At 63.2% G+C, this 19,433-nt stretch carries 14 protein-coding genes; 2 read left to right on the forward strand and 12 right to left on the reverse strand.

Annotated elements, in window-relative coordinates; translation table 11 throughout:
* Positions 1–217 precede the first annotated feature (217 nt).
* Positions 218–1,291 carry an ATP-binding protein gene (locus tag AB7C87_RS17405; protein WP_369730769.1) on the reverse strand — a complete coding sequence of 358 codons (1,074 nt, stop codon included), beginning with the start codon at positions 1,289–1,291 and terminating at the stop codon, positions 218–220.
* Positions 1,292–1,392: 101 nt separating this feature from the next.
* On the opposite strand from AB7C87_RS17405, the gene AB7C87_RS17410 reads away from it, so the two are divergent.
* On the forward strand, positions 1,393–1,899 hold the full coding sequence (locus tag AB7C87_RS17410) for a DUF7382 domain-containing protein (protein WP_369730770.1): 507 nt from the start codon (positions 1,393–1,395) through the stop codon (positions 1,897–1,899).
* Positions 1,900–1,986: 87 nt separating this feature from the next.
* On the opposite strand, the gene AB7C87_RS17415 is transcribed toward AB7C87_RS17410, so the two are convergent.
* The 8 genes from AB7C87_RS17415 to cbiT all read right to left on the reverse strand — a co-directional run bounded on the left by AB7C87_RS17415 (position 1,987) and on the right by cbiT (position 9,895).
* Positions 1,987–2,685, reverse strand: coding sequence for a MinD/ParA family ATP-binding protein (locus AB7C87_RS17415; RefSeq protein WP_369730771.1), 699 nt, complete (start codon positions 2,683–2,685; stop codon positions 1,987–1,989).
* The gene (locus tag AB7C87_RS17420; RefSeq protein WP_369730772.1) at positions 2,682–3,050 is read right to left on the reverse strand and encodes a DUF7857 domain-containing protein; all 369 of its coding nucleotides are present in this window, start codon (positions 3,048–3,050) and stop codon (positions 2,682–2,684) included. The genes AB7C87_RS17415 and AB7C87_RS17420 overlap by 4 nt, the downstream gene beginning before the upstream one ends.
* Positions 3,051–3,083: 33 nt before the next feature.
* On the reverse strand, positions 3,084–4,232 hold the full coding sequence (locus tag AB7C87_RS17425) for a TrkA C-terminal domain-containing protein (protein WP_369730773.1): 1,149 nt from the start codon (positions 4,230–4,232) through the stop codon (positions 3,084–3,086).
* Complete coding sequence (locus AB7C87_RS17430; RefSeq protein ID WP_369730774.1) at positions 4,225–5,394, reverse strand: DUF8167 domain-containing protein; 1,170 nt, start codon at positions 5,392–5,394, stop codon at positions 4,225–4,227. Before AB7C87_RS17430 ends, AB7C87_RS17425 begins: the two co-directional genes overlap by 8 nt.
* Before the next feature lie 4 nt (positions 5,395–5,398).
* Entirely contained in the window at positions 5,399–6,691 is a 1,293-nt protein-coding gene (locus tag AB7C87_RS17435; protein WP_369730775.1) for a DUF7125 family protein, read from the reverse strand.
* Between the two features lie 391 nt (positions 6,692–7,082).
* A complete protein-coding gene (locus AB7C87_RS17440) occupies positions 7,083–7,919 on the reverse strand; it encodes a transcription initiation factor IIB (RefSeq protein WP_369730776.1) in 837 nt (278 codons plus the stop codon).
* Between the two features lie 429 nt (positions 7,920–8,348).
* Positions 8,349–9,212 (reverse strand): cobalt-precorrin-4/precorrin-4 C(11)-methyltransferase, encoded by an 864-nt coding sequence (locus tag AB7C87_RS17445; protein WP_369730777.1) that lies wholly within the window; start codon positions 9,210–9,212, stop codon positions 8,349–8,351.
* Positions 9,209–9,895, reverse strand: coding sequence for a precorrin-6Y C5,15-methyltransferase (decarboxylating) subunit CbiT (gene cbiT, locus AB7C87_RS17450; RefSeq protein ID WP_369730778.1), 687 nt, complete (start codon positions 9,893–9,895; stop codon positions 9,209–9,211). Before cbiT ends, AB7C87_RS17445 begins: the two co-directional genes overlap by 4 nt.
* Positions 9,896–10,546: 651 nt before the next feature.
* Here cbiT and AB7C87_RS17455 point away from each other — a divergent pair.
* On the forward strand, positions 10,547–11,227 hold the full coding sequence (locus tag AB7C87_RS17455) for a class I SAM-dependent methyltransferase (protein ID WP_369730779.1): 681 nt from the start codon (positions 10,547–10,549) through the stop codon (positions 11,225–11,227).
* Positions 11,228–11,540: 313 nt separating this feature from the next.
* Here the strand turns inward: AB7C87_RS17455 and AB7C87_RS17460 are convergent, their stop codons facing one another.
* From AB7C87_RS17460 to AB7C87_RS17470, 3 genes are all read right to left on the reverse strand, one after another.
* Positions 11,541–11,897, reverse strand: coding sequence for a hypothetical protein (locus AB7C87_RS17460; RefSeq protein ID WP_369730780.1), 357 nt, complete (start codon positions 11,895–11,897; stop codon positions 11,541–11,543).
* Complete coding sequence (locus AB7C87_RS17465; RefSeq protein WP_369730781.1) at positions 11,890–18,660, reverse strand: hypothetical protein; 6,771 nt, start codon at positions 18,658–18,660, stop codon at positions 11,890–11,892. Before AB7C87_RS17465 ends, AB7C87_RS17460 begins: the two co-directional genes overlap by 8 nt.
* Before the next feature lie 592 nt (positions 18,661–19,252).
* Positions 19,253–19,426: a hypothetical protein gene (locus AB7C87_RS17470; RefSeq protein ID WP_369730782.1), complete on the reverse strand. Its 174-nt coding sequence runs from the start codon at positions 19,424–19,426 to the stop codon at positions 19,253–19,255.
* Positions 19,427–19,433: the final 7 nt, after the last annotated feature.

The following is a 19,433-nucleotide window of genomic DNA, read 5'->3' on the forward strand; positions in this document are numbered from 1 at the left end:
CGGACTGTTATGAGTCGTACCTGTTCGATCGCACAACTGTCGGCGAGTCGATCGGCAATCAGTCATCGCAGACCGTCTCATACGGATTGCTGTCCCGATGTCCCGGCGGTGAGTCGAACCGTGTGAGACGAGTCTCGGTGGAGGAGTGCAGCGAGTCCACCGTTGCAACCGCCGCCCGGGTCGCGGGTGCGCCGGAACTGACTGACAGGAAACCGCCTCAGTCGTCGGCCGACGCCTCCTCCACACCGGCGACTTCGAGTGCGCTTGGACTCCCGCCGCCGTGGGGGGTGTCCCGGAACCGTATCTGTGCCGCGTGAATCGTCTCCGTCGCGTCGTCGATGACGACCACCTGTCCCGGTTCGGTCGGGAGCCGTTCGCCGAGTGACTCGTTCATGTACGTCGGCTGGGCGGCCTCGAGCGCCTCGAGGTCGGCCTCGGCGGTCAGGCGGTGGGAGATCAACACGTCGGACTGGGAGATGGCGGTGTCCGTGACGGCGCTGGGGCGCTGGGTCGCAAGGACGAGGCTGACGCCCGGGGCACGGCCGCGAGTGAGGATGGTGTGAAGCGCCGCCTCGGCGACGCCGTCGAAGAAGGTGTGTGCCTCGTCGATCATCAGCCACGGGAGTCGATCGATCGTCTCGTCGACGCGGGCCCGGTAGAGCGCTTCCCCGATGGCGCGACAGACGGCGTTCATCGGCGCCGCGTCGAGCCCGGAAACGTCGACGACCGTCGCCGCCGTGCTGGCGAGATCGGCGGCGTCGAGCCCATCGGGGTCGAACACCCCCCACGATTCCGCCAGCGCGAGGTGGTTCGTCGCCGCGCGCTTGTCGGTCGTCGGCGCGTCGGTCTCCTCGACCCGTCGGGATATCGCCTCGAGAGTGTCGGCCTCCTGGGCGGCCTGCCAGACGAGTCCGCCGGCGCCGCTTTCGGGCGAGAGCCCGAGAAGCGAACACCACGACCGGGGATCGAGCACGTTCGCCCCGACCGCCGGTCGGTCGACGACTTCGACGGGGACCGATTCGCCGTCGGCCGGTTCGGCGAGCGTCGAGAAGACGCCCATCGGATCGACGACGACGGGCGCGACGCCGGGTGCACGCGCCAGTTCCTCGGCGACGACGCCGAGCGTGAACGACTTTCCGTAGCCGCGTTTTCCGACGATCAACATGGCGTGTGGCCCGTCGAGGTCGACGTACAGGTTCGCGCCCTCGCTTCCGTCGAGGGCACGATACCGCCCGAGGTGACCCGCCTGCGTCGTCTCGGCGTCGGAGCCGCGACCGATGACGAAACTCATACCTGTGGTTCACTCGTCATCCTATTTGAAGTTTAACGAAACGTAGTAAGTTGCACGCTGGTGCTGTAAAACTTTAAATTAGGGTGGGGGCCAACTCGGGTATGGACTCGAAGCGCAACCCGAAGACGATGTCGATCGGTACGGACGTAACACGTTCGTTCACCGACGACGATCGTGCGATCGAGGGATTGCCGATCAGACTCGTGATCGCGTTGATCATCGGGGTCGTTTCCCTCGGAATCATGTTACAGATCCTCGGTACGATCGATACGTTCGAAACCAACTCCGAAGTGGACGTCGAGTTCGTTAGCCACGATTACATCGAGGACGGATCGGATGCTCCGTCGAGCTTCCAACTTCGGGTGGCCGACGAGGACGATAACGACGTCCCCGATGCGACCGTCATCGCGACGGGAAGCAGTGCCCGAATGGACGGTGCCATGGTGAGCCAAACTAACGACGATGGCATTGCGACGTTCGACTTCGAGGACGAAGTCGAGGTTCCGCCGGACGCCGATCACGCCCGGATTGAGTTCGATATTGATCCGCCGAACGACTCGAACTGGGAGAACAGCCAACCTAACAATGAACTGACCGTCGTCAGTTGATCCCACGATTCCTCGAGGTGGTCCCGACGGGCCGTCTCGATGGAACGGTCGTTTTCGCGCTGCTCGTTTGGTCACTGCCGCAGTTCTTTACTCCGTTTCGAATCGACCGACGAGCCTGTCCGCGGCTCGCTCGAGCCGGTCGGCGACCGAACTGTAGGCGTCGACGGCCTGGGCGTCGGGGGCGTGATCGCGAACGGGGACCCAGCGAGCCTGGGCGTCGGCGACGGCCTGTTGGTGGTCGACGATCGTCACCTCGACGCCGAGTTCTCGGCCGGCGCGGTCGGCGATCTCCTCGTGGCGCTCGCTCTCCGCCATGTTCAACACCAACGACGCGACCGGCGTCCGGAGCTTCTCGGCGAGTTCGTCGGTTCGAAACGCGTCGACCATCGCGGCCCGCGTCGGCCTCGTCACCAGCACCGCGAGGTCGGCGCTCTGGAGTTCGATCCCCACGTCGCGAGCCAACCCGGCCGGGCAGTCGACGACGACTCGCCCCCACTCTCGCTCGATGCGCTCGACGACCGACGGCAGGTTCTCGACGTTCGACGCTCGAGCCCCGGAAAGCGTTCTGCCACACGGTAGGATCGTTACCGGTCCGACGTCTTCGACCGCATCGACTGGCTCGACCCGACCGGCGAGGACGTCGTGGAGGTCGGGACCGGTGCCCGGCGGGAGGTCGGCCGTCGTCAGATCGGCGTCGACGACGACCGCATCGAGTTCCCGACCCAGGTTCCAGGAGGTCGTCGACTTGCCGACACCGCCTTTTCCGCCGGCGACGGCGACGATCATAGTTCGCGCTCTAACACGTCGCTCGTCGGACACCAGTCCTCGAGGTCGGCGAGCACCGTCTCCGGCGACTGTACCGGCTCGTCCGCGTCGTGGCGCTCGCTCGAGACCACCTCGACGAGTGGATCGGTCGGCGGGGCCGGCGTCGCGAATCCGACGCCGCGACGCCGACCGGGTCGGATCGTCGACTCCCATCGATTCTCGTCCCAGCGCGGATCGGGAACGCCGTTTGTACGCGGCGGCCAGACCGGGCCCTCGAGACAGCTCCGGAGCCGGACGGTCTGTGGCGTCGAGTGCGTGTTCGCGAGGACGACCCGGACCGTCGTCACCCCGTTCACTCGGTTTGCGTTCGTTTCGACCGTGACCATACCGACTCTATGCGCCGCTTTTGGTTTAAAATTCTACATCGCCGCCTCGGATCCGTCGACCTCGGTGGGGTCGAACGACCCCAACTCGGCGGGCGAGGAGAGCACCCAGAGTTCGTCGCCGACCTCGAGCGTTTCGTTGTCGGCCGGAAGCGACAGCAACTCGCCGTCGCGGTCGACGACGAGGACGCGCCCGGGAAGCCAGCCCACGAACTCGCCCGCGAGCGGGGAGTCGGCGTCGACGCGGACCGTCGTGACGGTTTCGTCGACCGTTCGGAGCGTCGAGGCGAACTCGTAGCCGTCGGTCGGATCGTCCGGTCGGGTGACTAGTCGATACCGTTCGTCACTCGAGAGGTCGTCCGCCAGATTCGCGTCGACGATCACGGTCGCGATCGATCCGTTCGCCGTCCGAAGCGTCCCGGTCGCGATCAACCGACGCTGGCCGTCGGTCGACCAGATCTCGACGGGATCGCCGAGGCTCGCGTTCGGCGACGGGTCGGCCCGGATCGCGACGGCGACGGTCTCCGGCGGGAGCATCGACCCCAGTCCGGACGACCGACCGCCGACGCGAACGCGGTCGACGGTGCCGTCGTCCGCCAGTTCGACCGACGCGTATCCGACGCCGTACTCGCGCTCGAGGTGGCGCTCGATCCGCTCGCGGCGCCGATCCGGCTCCAACCCGTGTGGGAGTCGAACCGTTTCACGGGCGAGGTCCCGTTCTATCGCCGCTCCCACGGGCCGGTAGCCCTCCGCGCTTTCGACGGTCTCCGGCAACTCGACGTCGACGGCGAGTCTGGCGGCACGGACCGCGGCCGCCGCCTCGCCGCTCGCGTCGATTCGAGCGATGTCGAGTAGTTGGCAGGCGATCCGGTCGCCGAGTCGACTGCCGGCCGTCGCCCCCACGGACGCGACGAGCGTCGTCGCGAGCAGGTAGCCCGCGGTGAGCTGGTGCTCGAGCGGGACGTTCGGGAGGATCTCGCCCGTTCCGAAAGCGCTGAACCAGAGGTACGCCGAAACCGCGGCGAGACCGGCGACGACGCTCGCTCCGGCCGGCGGCGACCGCGTCGAGGCCCAGCGATACCCCGACGTCGCGAGCAGGCCGACGACCGCGGCGAGCAGTGCCATGCCGACGACTCCGACCGCGGCGTCTCGCCCCAGTTCGACCGCGACCGTCGGCTCAGTCATCGCTGGCCACCTCCCGGGTCGCTCGCGGTGGCGCTGTGACGAACGCCCGATCGACGTCCCCGGAAACGGCATCGTCGACGGCGAATTGCCACCGATCGCCCGTTCGCACGCCGAGGGTCTCGGCGGCCTCGAGTGTCTCGTCGTCTCCGGGTTCGAAGGCGGTCACCGGCTGACCGGCCGCCTCGAGAAGCGTCGCGGCCTCGAACTCGTGGTTGTCCCCGCTCGGGCGCACCGCGATCCGGTACGCTCGCTCCTGGAGGAGGTCGCCGGCGGCGGTCGTCTCGACCGCAACGGTCAGTCGTCGCCACCCGCCGTCGGTGCCGGCATCCGCGGGATGCCGTCCGTCGGCGGCCGTCGCCATCTCTCGCCCGTCCTCGAGATCGTGTTCGCGTTCGCTGGTCGGGTCGGCGCCGACCGCGAGCACCTCGCCGTCGACGGCCGTTTCGTCGTTTCCGACGACGACGGTGTCGCCGGGTTCGATCCCCGTCGGAAGCAGGCCGGTCACCGTCACCGCACGGACGCCGTCGCCGAGCGTCGTCGCGACCCCCTTCGCCGGCGGCGCGGCGGCGATCGTCGCACGCCCGCGCCCGTCGATCGAGACCTCGACCAGTGCGAGCCCGTGTTCGGTTTGAAGGCGTTGCTCGAGGCGTCGCTCGAGTTCGCTCAACTGGAGGTCGGCCGGCAATCGCCAGGCACCCTCCTCGAGGACGGTCCGAAGGGTGGGCGACAGCGGCGGGTATCCGTCGAACTCGCGGATTGCGCCGGTCGAGCGGATCGTCACCTGGCCGATGGCGTCGACGGCGTCGATCGCGTCGGCCGACAGCGCCGGACCGCGAACGATCGGAAACGCCCGATCGCGCGGTAGTTCGGTCGCGATACGGTTGCCCTGGCTCGTCGCGACGACGCCGAGCACTCCCGAGACGAGCGCGACCATCGCCACGCGGTAGCTCTGGGCGAGTACCGACCCCGAACCCAGCGCTCCGAGGAGGACGACCGCCGCAATCGCGATCGGAACCGTCACGACGCCGGCCGCGATCGGAACCGGTCGGTCGCGCCCGAGTCCGACTACGGCGGCGATCGATCCCACCGCGAGGGCGGGGACGAACCCGACGAGGAGCCCGAACGAGACGCCGAGTACGGTTTCGTATGGGAGATCGACCATCGGTTCACTCCCGGTCCGTCCCCGGTGGCGACTCGATCGGTGCGACCGTCCGTCCGTCCTCGAGTGCGAGTTCGATCGTTCCGGTCACCGACGGATCCGGGCGATACTTCGGCACCGATAGGTAGTGTTCGACGTCGGTTCCGGCCCCCGGCGCGACGGTCTCGAGTTCGAACACGGCGTCGGCGGCGTGGAGCGTCGCGGATCGGTTCGGCGTCTCCTCGAGACAGTGGAGGATGGCGACGCTTTCGGTCTCGGCCATCCGCTCGTCGAGGGTGTCGAGAAACGAGACGTACGCGGCCCGATCTCGTCGCTCGAAGGGGTCGACCGGATCGACGATCAAGTTGGCCGCGTGCGGGAGCTTTCCGATCAGCGAGGTCGCCTCCTCGAACGCGCTCTCGCCGGACACCTGTCGAACCGTCGGCGTTCCGGCCGCCGCGGCACTCGACTCGAGTGCACGGCGGACGGTCGCGCGTCCTCGCTCGGTCGAGAGATACAGCGTCCCGCGAACGCCCGTTGCCCGGTGGAGGAGGTGCTCCCCGTGGCTCGCGGGGTCGGCGACGACCGCGACGATCGATCCGGGTTCGACGCCGCCGCCAAGCTGACGGTCGACGGCGTCGACTCCGGTCGGGAGCCGTCCGTCCGCATACTCCGGCGGCGCGCGGTCGGTCGGAGACTGTGAGGCGAGTCGATCGACGACGTCGTCGAACGCCGCGGCGACGTCGTCGTTGACCAGCGGCGTCGTCCGCTGGGGGATACACCCCAGGATCGGGACCCCGTCCCAGCGGGCCGCCTGATCCGGGATCTCGTCGCACTTGTTCAACACGGCACCGTAAATCGGAACGCCGAGTCGACGGGCCATCTCGACGGTCGTTTCGGCGGCCTCGAGGCTTCGTACGGTCCCGGAGGCGACGACGATGAGGCCCTCGGCCTGTCGAATCGGATCGACGACGCTGGGTCCCGCACCGGACGGGCAGTCGATCAGCACCTGAATCCCGTCGGTCGAGAGGAACTCGCTGACGCGGTCGAACTCGAACGCCTCCGAGGACTTCGGTGCGGGGACGACGCCGACGTTCGGCTCGCGGGGATGTTGTTGTGCAATCTCGCGAACGTCGGTGTTCTCGTCGACGCTCGCGAGCGTCGGCTCGCGCTCGAGTTCGGTTACGACGTGGAGATTCGGTAGCTGTCGGTCAGCATCGATGGCGAGCGCCGGCGTATCGGATCTGGCGAACGCTTCGGCGAGTCCGAGCGTCACCGTGGATTTGCCACACCCCCCTTTCGATCCTGCGATTGCGATCATATCACGTATTGTGCCCGTCTTCCCTTTTGAACTTAGACAGGAACGGGGAGCACGTTTCTCGGGCGTGTCGAGAATATCAGCTGAATCGCTACGCATTTCCTCGACGGGTGGCTGGTGTCCCGATTTGCCGACGAGGCCGCGACTGTCTGTAGGTTTACAAGCGGTCTAGGAGAATGCTCTGGGGTTTGACCCCGAGGCGATTCACGGTCTCGGCCCGCCGGCTCCGTTCGTACGACCCGTTCTGATTGATTTCCGGTCGATCGCACAACGGTGGGCGATCGACCGACAACGCCCCAACCAAATCCGTCTCGTACGGTTTGCTGTAACGATTTCCCGGTGCGACCGCAGGACGGGTCGCGGTCGCACCGGAAATGACTGACAGCAGACCGTCTCAGTCGTGGACGGCGGATCGAAGCGGTTTGAGTTCGGTGATTCTCGATCGGATCGTCATCCGGGAGACGTCTGCGACGTCCGCGGCGGCGGTCTGGGTCACGTCGACGCCCAGGTCGTAGGCGGCCATGTAGAGACAGCTGGCGGCGACGCCGCTCGGGTTCTTCCCCCCGAGCTGGTTCGACTCGACGAACGTCGTCGCGTACTCTCGGGCGCGCATTTCGACGTCGGCCTCGAGCTCGAGTTCGCTCGCGTACCGCGGGAGATACTCGAGCGGCGAGATGGGGCCGACCGGGAGGCCGAGATGCTGGTTGAGCGCGTCGTACGCGACCAACAGTTCCTCTCGGTCTGCGTGTGCGACGCCGACGACCTCCTCGATCGTTCGGGCGACCGACTGCACGCGACAGACCGCGTACACCGACCCGGCGGCGAACCCCTCGATCGAGCGTCCGCTTAACAGTCCCTCGGATTGGGCAGACTCGAACAGCGAACACGCCTGTTCGCGAACGCTCGTCGACAACGACATCGCCGCGACGATCCGTCGAATCTCCGTAAATCCGTAGGCCTTGTTGCGTTCGGTCTTCGAGGAAAACCGCGCGCGGTTGTGTAGCCGCCGCATTCGAACCAGTTGACGCGCTCGTGGGCCGCTGGCATCCGCGTGTGGGCCGTACCCGATCCGGGTCGATAGCCCCCTGTCGTGGCGCGCCCTGTCCCGCGGCGCGCCGGTGCGCCGGTTGGTCTCCGCGGTATCGAACTGGCGCCACTCCGGTCCGCGGTCGATCTCGTCGACGTCGACGACGAGTCCACACTCCGAACAGACGGTCTCGCCTTCAACCATCTGCAGTGGTGCCTCACACTCATCGCAAGTCCGTTGACCCGTCCGTTCCCCATCCGATACAGCCCGTTCGACAGATCCGCTTCGATCACTCGACCCCTTCATTTAAATAGTTGAGTAGATGTAGTGACCATTCTCGCTGACATCATATATATCCTACTATTACAAATAGTTATCACTCTCAACGATAATACTATTGCTCGTGATCAGATGAAAACTCTCTACGTTCGCTGCTATCGGTCTCCCCCGACGTGATCGATGAGCCGTTGGTCACCGGTGACGGGTCTATCGGTCCACATCAGTTGGATCGACGCCCAGTGTACGGATCGCCGTCGTGGCCGGTCGCAAACCTCGGTGTGGCCGGCCGCCAGACGTCTGTGAATCGAACAGTCGTCTCCGGCGAACGTCTGGGTCAATCGGGTGCTCTTTCGGTCAGTCGGGCGCGTTTCCACTCGCCCAGTCCCCGTAGAGGTACGACCGCTCGTAGCCCGCACCCGTCACGACGTCGCCGACGACGACCAGCGCGGACGCCCGGTAGCCCGCCTCCTCCACCCGGTCGGCGATATCGCCGATCGTCCCGACGATCACGTCCTCGTCCGGCCAGGAGGCGTGATAGATCACGGCGACCGGCGTCTCCGGGTCGTGGTCGTCCTCGAGCAGTCGATCCATCGTCTCCCGGACGGCGTGGGTTCCGAGGTAGATGCAGGTCGTCACGTCGCCCATCCCGACGAATTCCGAGATGTGGTCTTCGTCCGCGCTCAGCGTCTTTCCCTGCGGGCGGGTAAACGCGACGTGGTTTGCGACCTCGTTCAACGTCAACTGCGTTCGCAGGGTTGCACTGGCCGCAAACGCCGACGTGACGCCCGGAACGACGTACGTCGGCACCCCTTCGCTCTCGAGGGCGTCCATCTGCTCGAGGGCGGCCCCGTAGATAGCCGGGTCGCCGCTGTGTAGGCGGACGACGGTTCGCCCGTCCTCGTAGGCGTCCCGCATCAGCGGGATCAGTTCCTCGAGGTCCTTTCCGACGGAGTTGACGAGTTCCGCGTGGGCGCAGTAGGCCTCGAGCAGTTCGCTGTTGACGAGCGAGCCGGCGTGGACGACGAGGTCGGCCGCCTCGAGCAGGTCCTTCCCGGCGACGGTCAGCAGGCGCGGATCGCCGGGACCGGCACCGACGAAGGGGATTCCCTCGCCGTCGTCGCCGGCGCTTCGCTCGAAGACCCGGTCGTCGAGTCCGTCGCGGCGGCGCTCGCCCTGTGCGTCGATCGCGTCCTGAGGATCGCCATCCCGGTCGGTCATCGTTGGTGCCCTCCGCAGTCGCCGCTCTCACAGCCTTCGGCGCGCTCGAGGTCCGAACCATCGCGTTCGCCGCCGTCGGCGATCGGATCCGACCGACCGCCGTCGGTGGCCGGCTGTCTCTCCCCGCCCGACTCCGGCGTTGCGCTCCCGACCAGCACGTAGACGGGGTTCTCCGAGTCGAAACTCGTCGCGCCGGCGAGTTCGTAGCCGCGACTGACCTGGACCTGGAGGACCTCCTCGAGTATGTCGCGCTCGCGAAACGCCGCCGTCGCCCGCCCGGCGACCTCGAGACGCGAGACGTTCATCACGATACGGTCGATTTCGGTCTCGACGGCGTGGTCGAGCACCGCCTCGAAGTTGCGGCTCCCGCCGACGAACAGCGCGTCGGCGTCCACGGGTAGTCCATCCGGCGCCTCCGCGTTGCGGAGGTCGACCGTCGCCCGTATCGACTCCTCGTTCGCGGCGAGATTCCGTTCGGTCGTCTCGAGGCGTTCCGGCTTTCGCTCGAGGGCGGTGACTCGACCGGCCCGTTGGGCCGCGTCGATGGTGACGGCTCCCGTACAGGAGCCGACCTCCGCGAAGTGGTCGTCGGACTCGAGTGCGAGCTTCGAGCCGACAATGGCCCGGACCTCCGACTTCGTCGGTCCGGCCTTCGCGTCGTGTGGCAGCGCGTTAGGTGGCATCAGCCGTGGCAACTGCCGCCACTACTAAAACAATTTCGTTGGGAGTAGAACAATATAGGTTGCGAACGTGGGCCGTGATCGTCGCGGAGTCGGTACACCGATTCGCCCCGCCCATCCGCCAGCACTCGTGGGTTAGTTACAATAGGTGGCTATTACCCCTATTCTTTTCAGTCGTCTGGGTTCTGCGTTCTCGAGCGGGAACACACCGAATTTACTCACGCCGACGAAATCCACAGTGATCATTCTGAACTCTCCTCGAGTGTCCAAAGACACTAAACTGGATCTCGGCGACGGTGAGGCCGTGGAGAAGTTGCTCGAGCGGGAGTGCATCGATGGAACACGACGATTGTCACCGGTGCCAACGGCGCTGACCAGACGTTTCCGACGGTTCCATATCTAACAACAGTCAGTTTCGTTCTTATCGAATCCTCCTGTGTAAGGTGGTCTCTTCTCTGTGTTAATAATCCCGAACAGTCATATATTACCTCTTTGAGTACGTGTTTATCCCGGACGTGAGTGTGAAGTACTGATCGTGTACGCTAGTGACTCGAGACGCCCGTCGTTCGGAGGAGAATCGTCGAATCGGCCGACTCGTCGCGGCTCGGCCAAGGCCGCGCCACGACCGCCAAACCGAAGCCGAGGTGTGCGTTCGTGACTCGATCCGATCGATCCGCCGAGGAGGTCAAAGCACGCGTCGAGGAGTACTGGGACGGACGCGCCGACTCCTTCGACGACGACAGCCAACACGGCATTCACGGCGACGAGCAACGCGAGGCGTGGCTCTCCGTGCTCCGCGAGTGGACCGGTGACCCGCCACAGCGAACCCTCGATGTCGGCTGTGGGACGGGCGTCATCTCCCTGTTGCTCGCACAGGTCGGCCACGACGTCACCGGCGTCGACGTCTCGACCGAGATGCTCGAGCAGGCCCGGGAGAAGGCTCGAGCGGTAGATCATTCCCTCGAGTTCCGTACCGGTGACGCGGAGTCGCTCGACGAGCCAGACGACTCCTACGAGTTGCTGACGGGTCGTCACCTCATCTGGACGCTCCCGAACCCCGAGACAGCGGTCCGCGAGTGGCGGCGGGTCGTCGAACCCGGTGGGCGCATCCTGCTCGTCGAGGGTCACTGGGACTTTCCGGAACCGTTCGAGGGATACGAGGAGATCCACGACGACCTTCCGCTGTACGACGGCCGTCCGCCCGAGGAGTTGGCGGCGTTTCTCACCGACGCGGGACTCGAGAACGTCGAGCACGACCCGCTGATGGACGCCGTGTTCTGGGGCCAGGAACCGAACTACGAACAGTACGTGATGGTCGGTGACGTTCCGCGCTGACTGAGACGGTCTGCTGTCAGTCATTTCCGGTGCGACCCAGGACGGGTCGCGGTCGCACTGAAAAATCGTTACAGCAAACCGTATGAGACGGCCCGTCGTAACTCAGCCCCCCACTATCAGTAGTTGGTCGCGGGGTTTTTTGATTGTTGTGGGCCGCGAGGAATTCCACCAGCCGATATGCGTCCCTTCCTGGAGATCGAGTGCGTCTACGGATTCTTCGTCGATTGCCAACGACTACTATGGTAACGACTGCAACGATTTCCACACTGAGCGCCGATCGATCTGGCGATCAGGTCTGCAATGACGTCAGTGGCTACGCTAGACGTCGGGTGGCAACGACCACCGCACCAACACCGCCGGCGACTGCGAGGACACCGACTATCGTCGCCAACATGACCTCGTTTTCGATGCCGTAGCCAACCACGATCACGCCCACAAGTGCCGAGATCACACCGCCTCCGTACCAGCCACTCGAGTGTTGTGCGCCACGAACTGCTGCCCAGGCAACGCCCCCGATCGAGAGTACAATTCCGACCCAGTATAGCTGGCCAGCCAACTCGAGGCCGGCAGACGATACTATCACGGCCACAGCGGCGATCGTCAGACCGACTGCACCGAGTCTACTCCCCCACCGAACACCGTTCGAGAGGGAATCTGGATTTTCACTCATCGTCGTCACCTCCGGCGTTGTTTCGGTTGCCGTTGGCACTCTTCCCGAGGAGGTGCCCCACCATCCCTCGTCGCCAGACGTGATAGACGACGAGCGCGATGCCGGTGGCGGCCGCGAGGAACCACCAGTACCAGCAGACGATGACGGAGCCACAGTCGACTCCACCCAGTTCACAGTCTTCGTCTGCGTCGCCGTCGGTAACGGTGAGTGTGCCCACCGTTTCGCCATCGGTCTCGAGGGTGTACTCGCCGGCAGTCGGCGGCTCGAACTGGATCGTGGTTTCCATCGACGATTCAGCGTCGATGGTCACGGTTTCCGTCCCAACGGTCTCACCGTCGGCGACGAGATCAACCGTGTACTCCGCTGGGCTGTTCTCTCCGTTCTCGAGGGTGACCGTCACCGTCGCCGATTCGCCTTCGCTGAGTTCGGGGTCGTCGATCACCGAATCGATAACCGAAACGTCGCCGTCGTCTCCGCCACTATCGCTATCACTGGTATCAGCCTCGTCACTGTCTCCGTCAGTATCGCTATCTCCAGCCTCGGTATCGTCATGGTCCTCGCCATCACTGACGGCACCGGTATCAGCATCGTCACCGTCTCCGTCGCCGCTCCCTATGGATATTTTAACACCAGCTTCCTGGCCGCTTGCACCGTCATTACCGTCGGCGTCTTCGGCTGTCTCGAGTGTCGCAGTGTAGGCGCCGGTACTGGAACCATTGTACGTGGCGGTGTAGGTGCCGTTTTCTTCGGTGAAGTCGTCTTCGGTCAGCGTGGCATTTTCCGGTCCACTTAGCTCGACGCTGATCTTTTCTACGGTCTCGGTGCTCTCGAAGCGTACCGTGACGTTCTGGTCGCCCGTCTCGATCGCGGTGAACGAGTCGGTTGGAATCTCCGGTGGGGCGGTATCATCGTCTTCGCTGTCGCCGCTACTTCCACCACTGCCGCCACTACCACCACTACCACCACTGCCACCACTGCCGCCACTGCCGCCACTGCCACCACTGCCGCCACTGCCGCCACTGCCACCACTGCCGCCACTACCGCCACTATCGTGATCGTCCCCGCCATCGTCATCGATAGCGATTTCGACGCTATCTTCTTGGCCATTTGCACCGTCATTACCGTCGGCGTCTTCGGCTGTCTCGAGCGACGCAGTGTAGGTGCCGGTACTGGTACCATTGTACGTGGCGGTGTAGGTGCCGTTCTCTTCGGTGAAGTCGTCTTCAGTCAGTGTGGCATTTTCCGGTCCGCTAAGCTCGACGCTGATATTCTCTAATGTCTCGGTACTATCGAAGCGCACCGTGACGTTCTGGTCGCCGGTTTCGTTCGCGGTGAACGACTCGGCTGGAATCTTCGGTGTGACAGTATCGCCATCGTCTGTGCCGACCGTAACGGTATCAGTTTGGCCGTTTGCGCCGTCATCGCCGACAGCATCCTCGGCCGTTTCTACCGTTACGGTGTAGTTCCCCTCCTCGTCGACAGTCATCGTCGCCTGATAGCTCCAGGTGTCGTCGCTCTGGCTCTCACTGAAGTCGCTTTCATCGAGGGTCTGTGAGTCCGGCCCGTCCACGTCGACACGGATGGACGAAAGTTCCTCGTCGCTGTCGAAGGTAACCTCGACGGTACGATCGTGGGTGTTCGTTGCCTCGAAGTTCTCGACCGTGAACGCACCGGATTCGGCGACACGCAGGGCCGCCGTGTCTTCATCATCGTCAGTCGCTACTTGGACAGTCTCGCCGTCGAACTCGGGATCTGATGGGAAGGTTAGAGACACTTGCTCGGTTGTGCCACCAGCAACGACGAACTCTGCTCCTATCTGAACGTTGCTGTCGACTATCGCCTCCACGTCGTTTGTTAGCTCCGTTTCGCCGGTGTTCTCGAGGTCGAACACGACCTCGATGTCCTCACCGTCATCGACGTCGAGCGTGCTCTCGTCTGCGTCGATATCGATCAGCAACTCACCGACTTCAGGTCCAGTAACGTCGACAGTTACACTGGTCTGTTCGCCTTCGTACTCGACCTCGATGGTCGCAGTCCCTTCGCCTTCGGCCGTGATCGTGCCGTCGTCCTCGACGATCACAACGCTCTCATCGCTCGAGGTGAGCGTCGCGTCGTCGGTGATCTCGATCTCCTCGCCATCGGTTAGTTCCGCTTCGGTAGTAAGTGTCGTCTCGTCACCCACTGGAATCGGGTCGTCCTCGAGGGTGGCGCTGAGGCCGCCAGCAACGATTTCGGGCTCAGTAACCACTACTGAGACGGTGGTCGTTTCGTCTTCGTACTCGACCTGAATGTCTGTGGACCCTTCACCTTCTGCCGTGATCGTTCCGTCAGCTTCGATGGTCACAACATCCTCATCGTTCGAAGTGAACTCCGCTTCATCGGTAACATCGACCGTCGAGTCGTCAGTATATTCGGCTTCGGCGGTGAGCGTCGTCTCTTCACCCGTTGGGAGGGAGTCGTCCTCGAGGGTTGCGCTGAGACTACCTTCGACGACCGCTGGTTCGGTGACCTCGACAGAGACGGTGGTCTCTTCACCACCGTAGTTTGCGGTAATCTCGGTCTCGCCGACGCCTTCGGCCGTTACAGTTCCGTCGTCTTCGATGGTTACAACGCTCTCATCGTTCGAGGTAAGCGTCGCGTCGTCGGTAACGTCCACCGTCGAGCCGTTAGTCAACTCGGCTTCGGCGGTGAGTGTCGTCTCGTTGCCCGCTGGAATCGGTTCGTCCTCGAGGGTGGCGCTGAGGCCGTCTTCGACGACCTCAGGCGCGTCGACGTCGACGATTACGCTCGTTGTTTCACCGTCGTACTCGACCTCGATGGTCGCGGTTCCTTCACTTTCGGCCGTGATCGTTCCATCGTCCTCGACGGTTACGACGCTCTCATTATCCGAAGTGATCGCGGCGTCGTCGGTGACATCCACCGCCGAGCCGTCAGTCAGTTCCGCTTCGGCGATGAGAGTCGTCTCGTCACCTGCTGGGAGCGGATCGTCCTCGACGGTCGCGTCGAGGCCGCCGTCGATGATCTCGGGTTCGGTAACTTCGACGGAGACAGTGGCCGTTTCGTCTTCGTACTCGACCTGAATGTCTACGTCACCTTCTCCTTCGGCCGTGACCGTGCCGTCGTCCTCGACGGTTGCAACCTCCGTATCGTCCGAGGTGAGCGTCGCGTCGTCGGTGACGTCGATCTCCTCGCCATCGGTTAGTTCCGCTTCAGCGGTGAGTGTCGTCTCCTCGCCCGCTGGAATCGAGTCATCCTCGAGAGTCGCGCTAAGACCGTCTGCAACGACTTCGGCCTCAGTAACCTCAACAGAGACATTGGTTTCTTGATCTTCGTACTCCACGATAATCTCGGTCTCGCCGACACCTTCAGCTGTCACAGTCCCGTCGCCGTCGACGGTCACAACAGTCTCGTCGTTCGAGGTAAGCATCGCGTCGTTGGTAACGTCGATCTCCGCTCCATCGGTTAGTTCTGCTTCGGCGGTAAGGATGGTCTCGTTGCCCGCTGGAATCGGATCGTCCTCGAGGGTTGCGCTGAGGCCGTCTTCGACGACCTCCGGCTCAGTGACCTCGATAGGGACACTGGTTTCTTGACCGTCGTGTTCTACGGTAAGCTCTGTCTCGCCAACACCTTTGGCTGTCACGGTCCCATCGCTTCCGACGGTCACGACACTCTCATTGTCGGAGCTGAGCGTCGAAGTCTCGGTGACATCGATCTCCTCACCGGTGGTCAATTCAGCCTCTGCGGTGAGCGTTGTTTCTTCACCCGTCGGGAGCGGGTCGTCCTCGATAGTGGCGCTGAGACTGCCGTCGACGACCTGTGCTTCAGTGACTTCTACAGCGACACTGATCGTTTCGTCTTCGTACTCGACCTGAATGTCTGTGGTCCCTTCACCTTCTGCAATTATGGTCCCATCGTCATCGACGGTTACAACGTCTGTATCGTCTGAAGTGAGCGTCGAGTCGTCGGTAACATCCACCGTCGAACCGTTACTCAGTTCAGCCTCAGCGGTGAGTGTAGTGGTATCTCCTACTGGAATTGGATCCTTCTCGAGAGTCGCGCTGAGACCGTCTGCAACGACCTCTGGCTCAGTAACCTCGATTGGGACACTGGTTCCTTCACCCTCGTAGTCTACAGTAATATCGGTCTCACCGACACCTTCGGCTGTTACAGTCCCGTCGCTGTCGACGGTCACAACGGTCTCGTCGTTCGAGGTAAGCATCGCGTCGTCGGTGACATCCACCGTCGAACCGTCGGTCAACTCGGCTTCGGCGGTGAGTGTCGTCTCGTCGCCCGCTGGGAGCGAGTCGTCCTCGAGGGTGGCGCTGAGGCCGTCTTCGACGACCTCCGGCTCAGTGACCTCGATAGAGACGCTGGTAGATTCGTCTTCGTACTCGACCAGAATGTCTGTGGTCCCTTCACCTTCTGCAGTTATGGTCCCATCGTCATCGACGGTTGCAACGCCTGTCTCGACAGGGGAGAGGGTTGCGTCGTCGGTGACGTCTACCGTCGAACCGGTAGTCAACTCGGCTTCTGCGGTGAGTGTCGTCTCGTCGCCCGCTGGGAGCAAGTTCTCCTCTACGGTTGCGCTAAGACCATCTGCAACGACTTCGGCCTCAGTAACCTCAATGGGGATACTGGTCTCTTCGCCCTCGTACTCCACGGTAATCTCGGTCTCGCCGACGCCTTCGGCTGCCACAGTCCCGTCGCTGTCAACAGTCACAACGCTGTCATCGCTCGAGGCGAGCGTCGCGTCGTCGGTAACGTCCACCGTCGAGCCGTTCGTATACTCAGCTTCAGCGGTGAGTGTGGTCCCTTCACCTTCCGGCAGGGTGTCGTCTTCGACAGTCGCACTGAGGCCATCTTCGACGACCGCTGGCGGGGTAACCGTCACCGGGACGCTGACCGTTTCGCCTTCGTACTCGACCTGAATGTTCGTGGTTCCGTCGCTTTCGGCCGTAATCGTCCCGTCATCGTCGACGGTCAGAACGTCCGAATCGTCTTCGGTGAACGTGGCGTCGTCGGTAACGTCTACCGTCGAGCCGTTGGTCCACTCGGCTTCGGCAGTTACCGTCGTCGTCTGTCCGTCGGCCAATTCGGAGTCCTCGAGCGATGCCGTTAGCTCCTCGAGAACGTTCCCGATGCTCACGGTGTCAGTCTGGCCGCTCGCACCGTCGTTTCCATCGTCGTATTTCGCCGTCTCGAGAGTGGCCGTATACTGGTCGTCTTCGGAAACCGTCGTCGTCGCGGCGTAAGTGTACACATCACCACTGGCGACTTCTTCAAAGTCACCTTCGTCGAGCGTCTCGACGACCTCACCATCGGAAGACTGGATCTCGACATCGATTTCGTCGAGTTCGAAGTCGGACTCGAAGGAGACGTCAATGTCGCGCTCGTCCGGGTTCGTCGCCTCGAACGACGTAATCTCGGGCGTGACGTCGACTTGGACCGATCTGATGCCGGTTAAATCGAGATCTGGATCACCCGGCATTCCGCCGTACTCGGCGACGTAGCCGTCGACGTCCGCGTCGTTGGCATAGTCGTTCCAGTACCCATCGCCGCAGTAGCTCACGTCGTAATCGACGCAGATGTGGACGTAATCCTCGCCTTCCCAGTCGTTTGGCTCGTTGTCGGGATAGTAGAAGTTGTCGTACTCGTCGTCGACCGCTTCACCACCTCCTGGTGTGTTCCCGTTGTATACGTCCTCGAGATTCGGAGAGGTATCGGCGGCGGCCGTCTGCGTGAAGAAATGCCGTCCGTCGCCGTCGTCTTCGAGTCCTTCCGGCCCGGTCACCCATCGCCAGATGCTCTCTTCGGCGGCGTCCGACGCGCCGATCCATCCGGCACCGTCGACTCGTTCTTCGATGAAGACGTTTTCCGGTTCGCTCGTAATCGTCGCGAGATAGCCCTGTAGTCCGTAGTGCGTTCGGCTTTCAGCCGCTTCTTCGGCCTCGTCCCACGAGAGTCCCTCATCGACGAACTCGTAGTAGTGTCCGGTCGCCGGATTGTAGAGGCGATCCTCGCCGATCGTAAAGACGATCTCCCGATCGGCCGTGGCCGGGCGTTCGTTACTGTTGGTATAGCTCACCGTTTGCAACACGTCCTCGTACGCATCGGTGGAGGCTGTCCCGGTAAAGATCAAGATACCGGTGTCGGCGTCGTACTCCCCCTCGAGGCCGTGGTCGGCGACGACCGAGTCGTCGAACTCGAGTGCATCCTCGCTGGCGACGAACCCGTCGGCGATAATCACGTTGACGCCCGCGATGTCGTCATCGTAGCCGGTAATCGCCAGATCCTCGTCGACGACGACGGAGTCTTCGGGCTCGCCGAAGGTCGCGTCGCCCTCACTCGCAGAAAGCACTGGCGCGATGGTGACCGTGTCGCTCTCGCCATCCGCACCGTTGCCCGCCTCGTTCGAAGCTTCCTCGAGCGTTGCGATGAACTCGCCGTCTTGCTCGAGATCGACGGTCGTCGTGTAGACGTGGGTGCCATCGGGCTCGCCGAAATCGCCTTCGGTGAGTGTCAGCACGTGGTCGTCTCGACTATCGGTGACATCCACCGCAATCGAGTCGAGTTCCTCGTCGGACGTCACCGAGATCGTCACGGCCTGTCCGCTGGCGTAGGTTACACTGACGTCTTCGATCGTCGGCACAGTGGGTTCCGCAGCGGCCGTTCCGGCAATCGGGGCCATCCCGAACACTGAAAACACCAGTATCACGCTAAGAAGGATCACCCGGGCCCGCTCGACGGCCGACGTGTTATCCATCGAGAACGGCCCCCATCTCCCTCCCCTGTGTGCTGACTAACCTCCGTCGGTTCCACCATCGTGAGTTCTGTTCCCCCGTCCGAACCGCGCCGTTCTCCCCGCTCTTGAACCCCTTCGGGGACTGGAAATGCCAGCAACTAGTGGCCCGAAGATCCAAGATCGAGTGGAGCGCGGTCTCTCCCCTATCGATAATTTTTCCCATGAAAGTCTCTCCCCCCCACAAGTTCTGATCTGCAAACTGTCACGCTGAATTACGTAGCGGTCTGTGGATGATAAATAGTCGACGTGACTAGTCCTATAGATTCGTTCCGGCATTGTGAAATTAGCTGGCTCCGGTGGGCCGCTATACGGAATCGGGTTCTACGTTTTCGACCGTCGCGAGCCCGCACACTCCTCCTCTCGTCGGGGACTTCCTCGAGGGCGTCAAAATCGCCCAGATACAACAACTGATACGATTCGTTCGTTGATCGCACGACTCGAAGGTCGTCCCTTCCCGTTCGCCGTCGCGGTTCTCACTCATGGTTCGAAAATCGAAGATTTTCGTCATCACGAACGACCAGCGGTCGTTCGAACGACTTCGTTCGCTCACGGGTCACGTTCGTTCCCCGTTCGCATTGACGCGGTTCTCGCTCGCTTCTTGGCTCACGGGTCGTTCCTCCCCGTTCGCTTTCCCGCGGTTCTCGCTCACTTCGTTCGCTCCGAACCGCGCACGCTCCGAACCGCGCACGCTCCGAACCGCGCTCCCGTCGTGCGACCAGACGTCCATTTACTTA

Source organism: Natrarchaeobius versutus (assembly GCF_041205745.1).
GTDB classification, from domain to species: Archaea; Halobacteriota; Halobacteria; order Halobacteriales; family Natrialbaceae; genus Natrarchaeobius; species Natrarchaeobius versutus.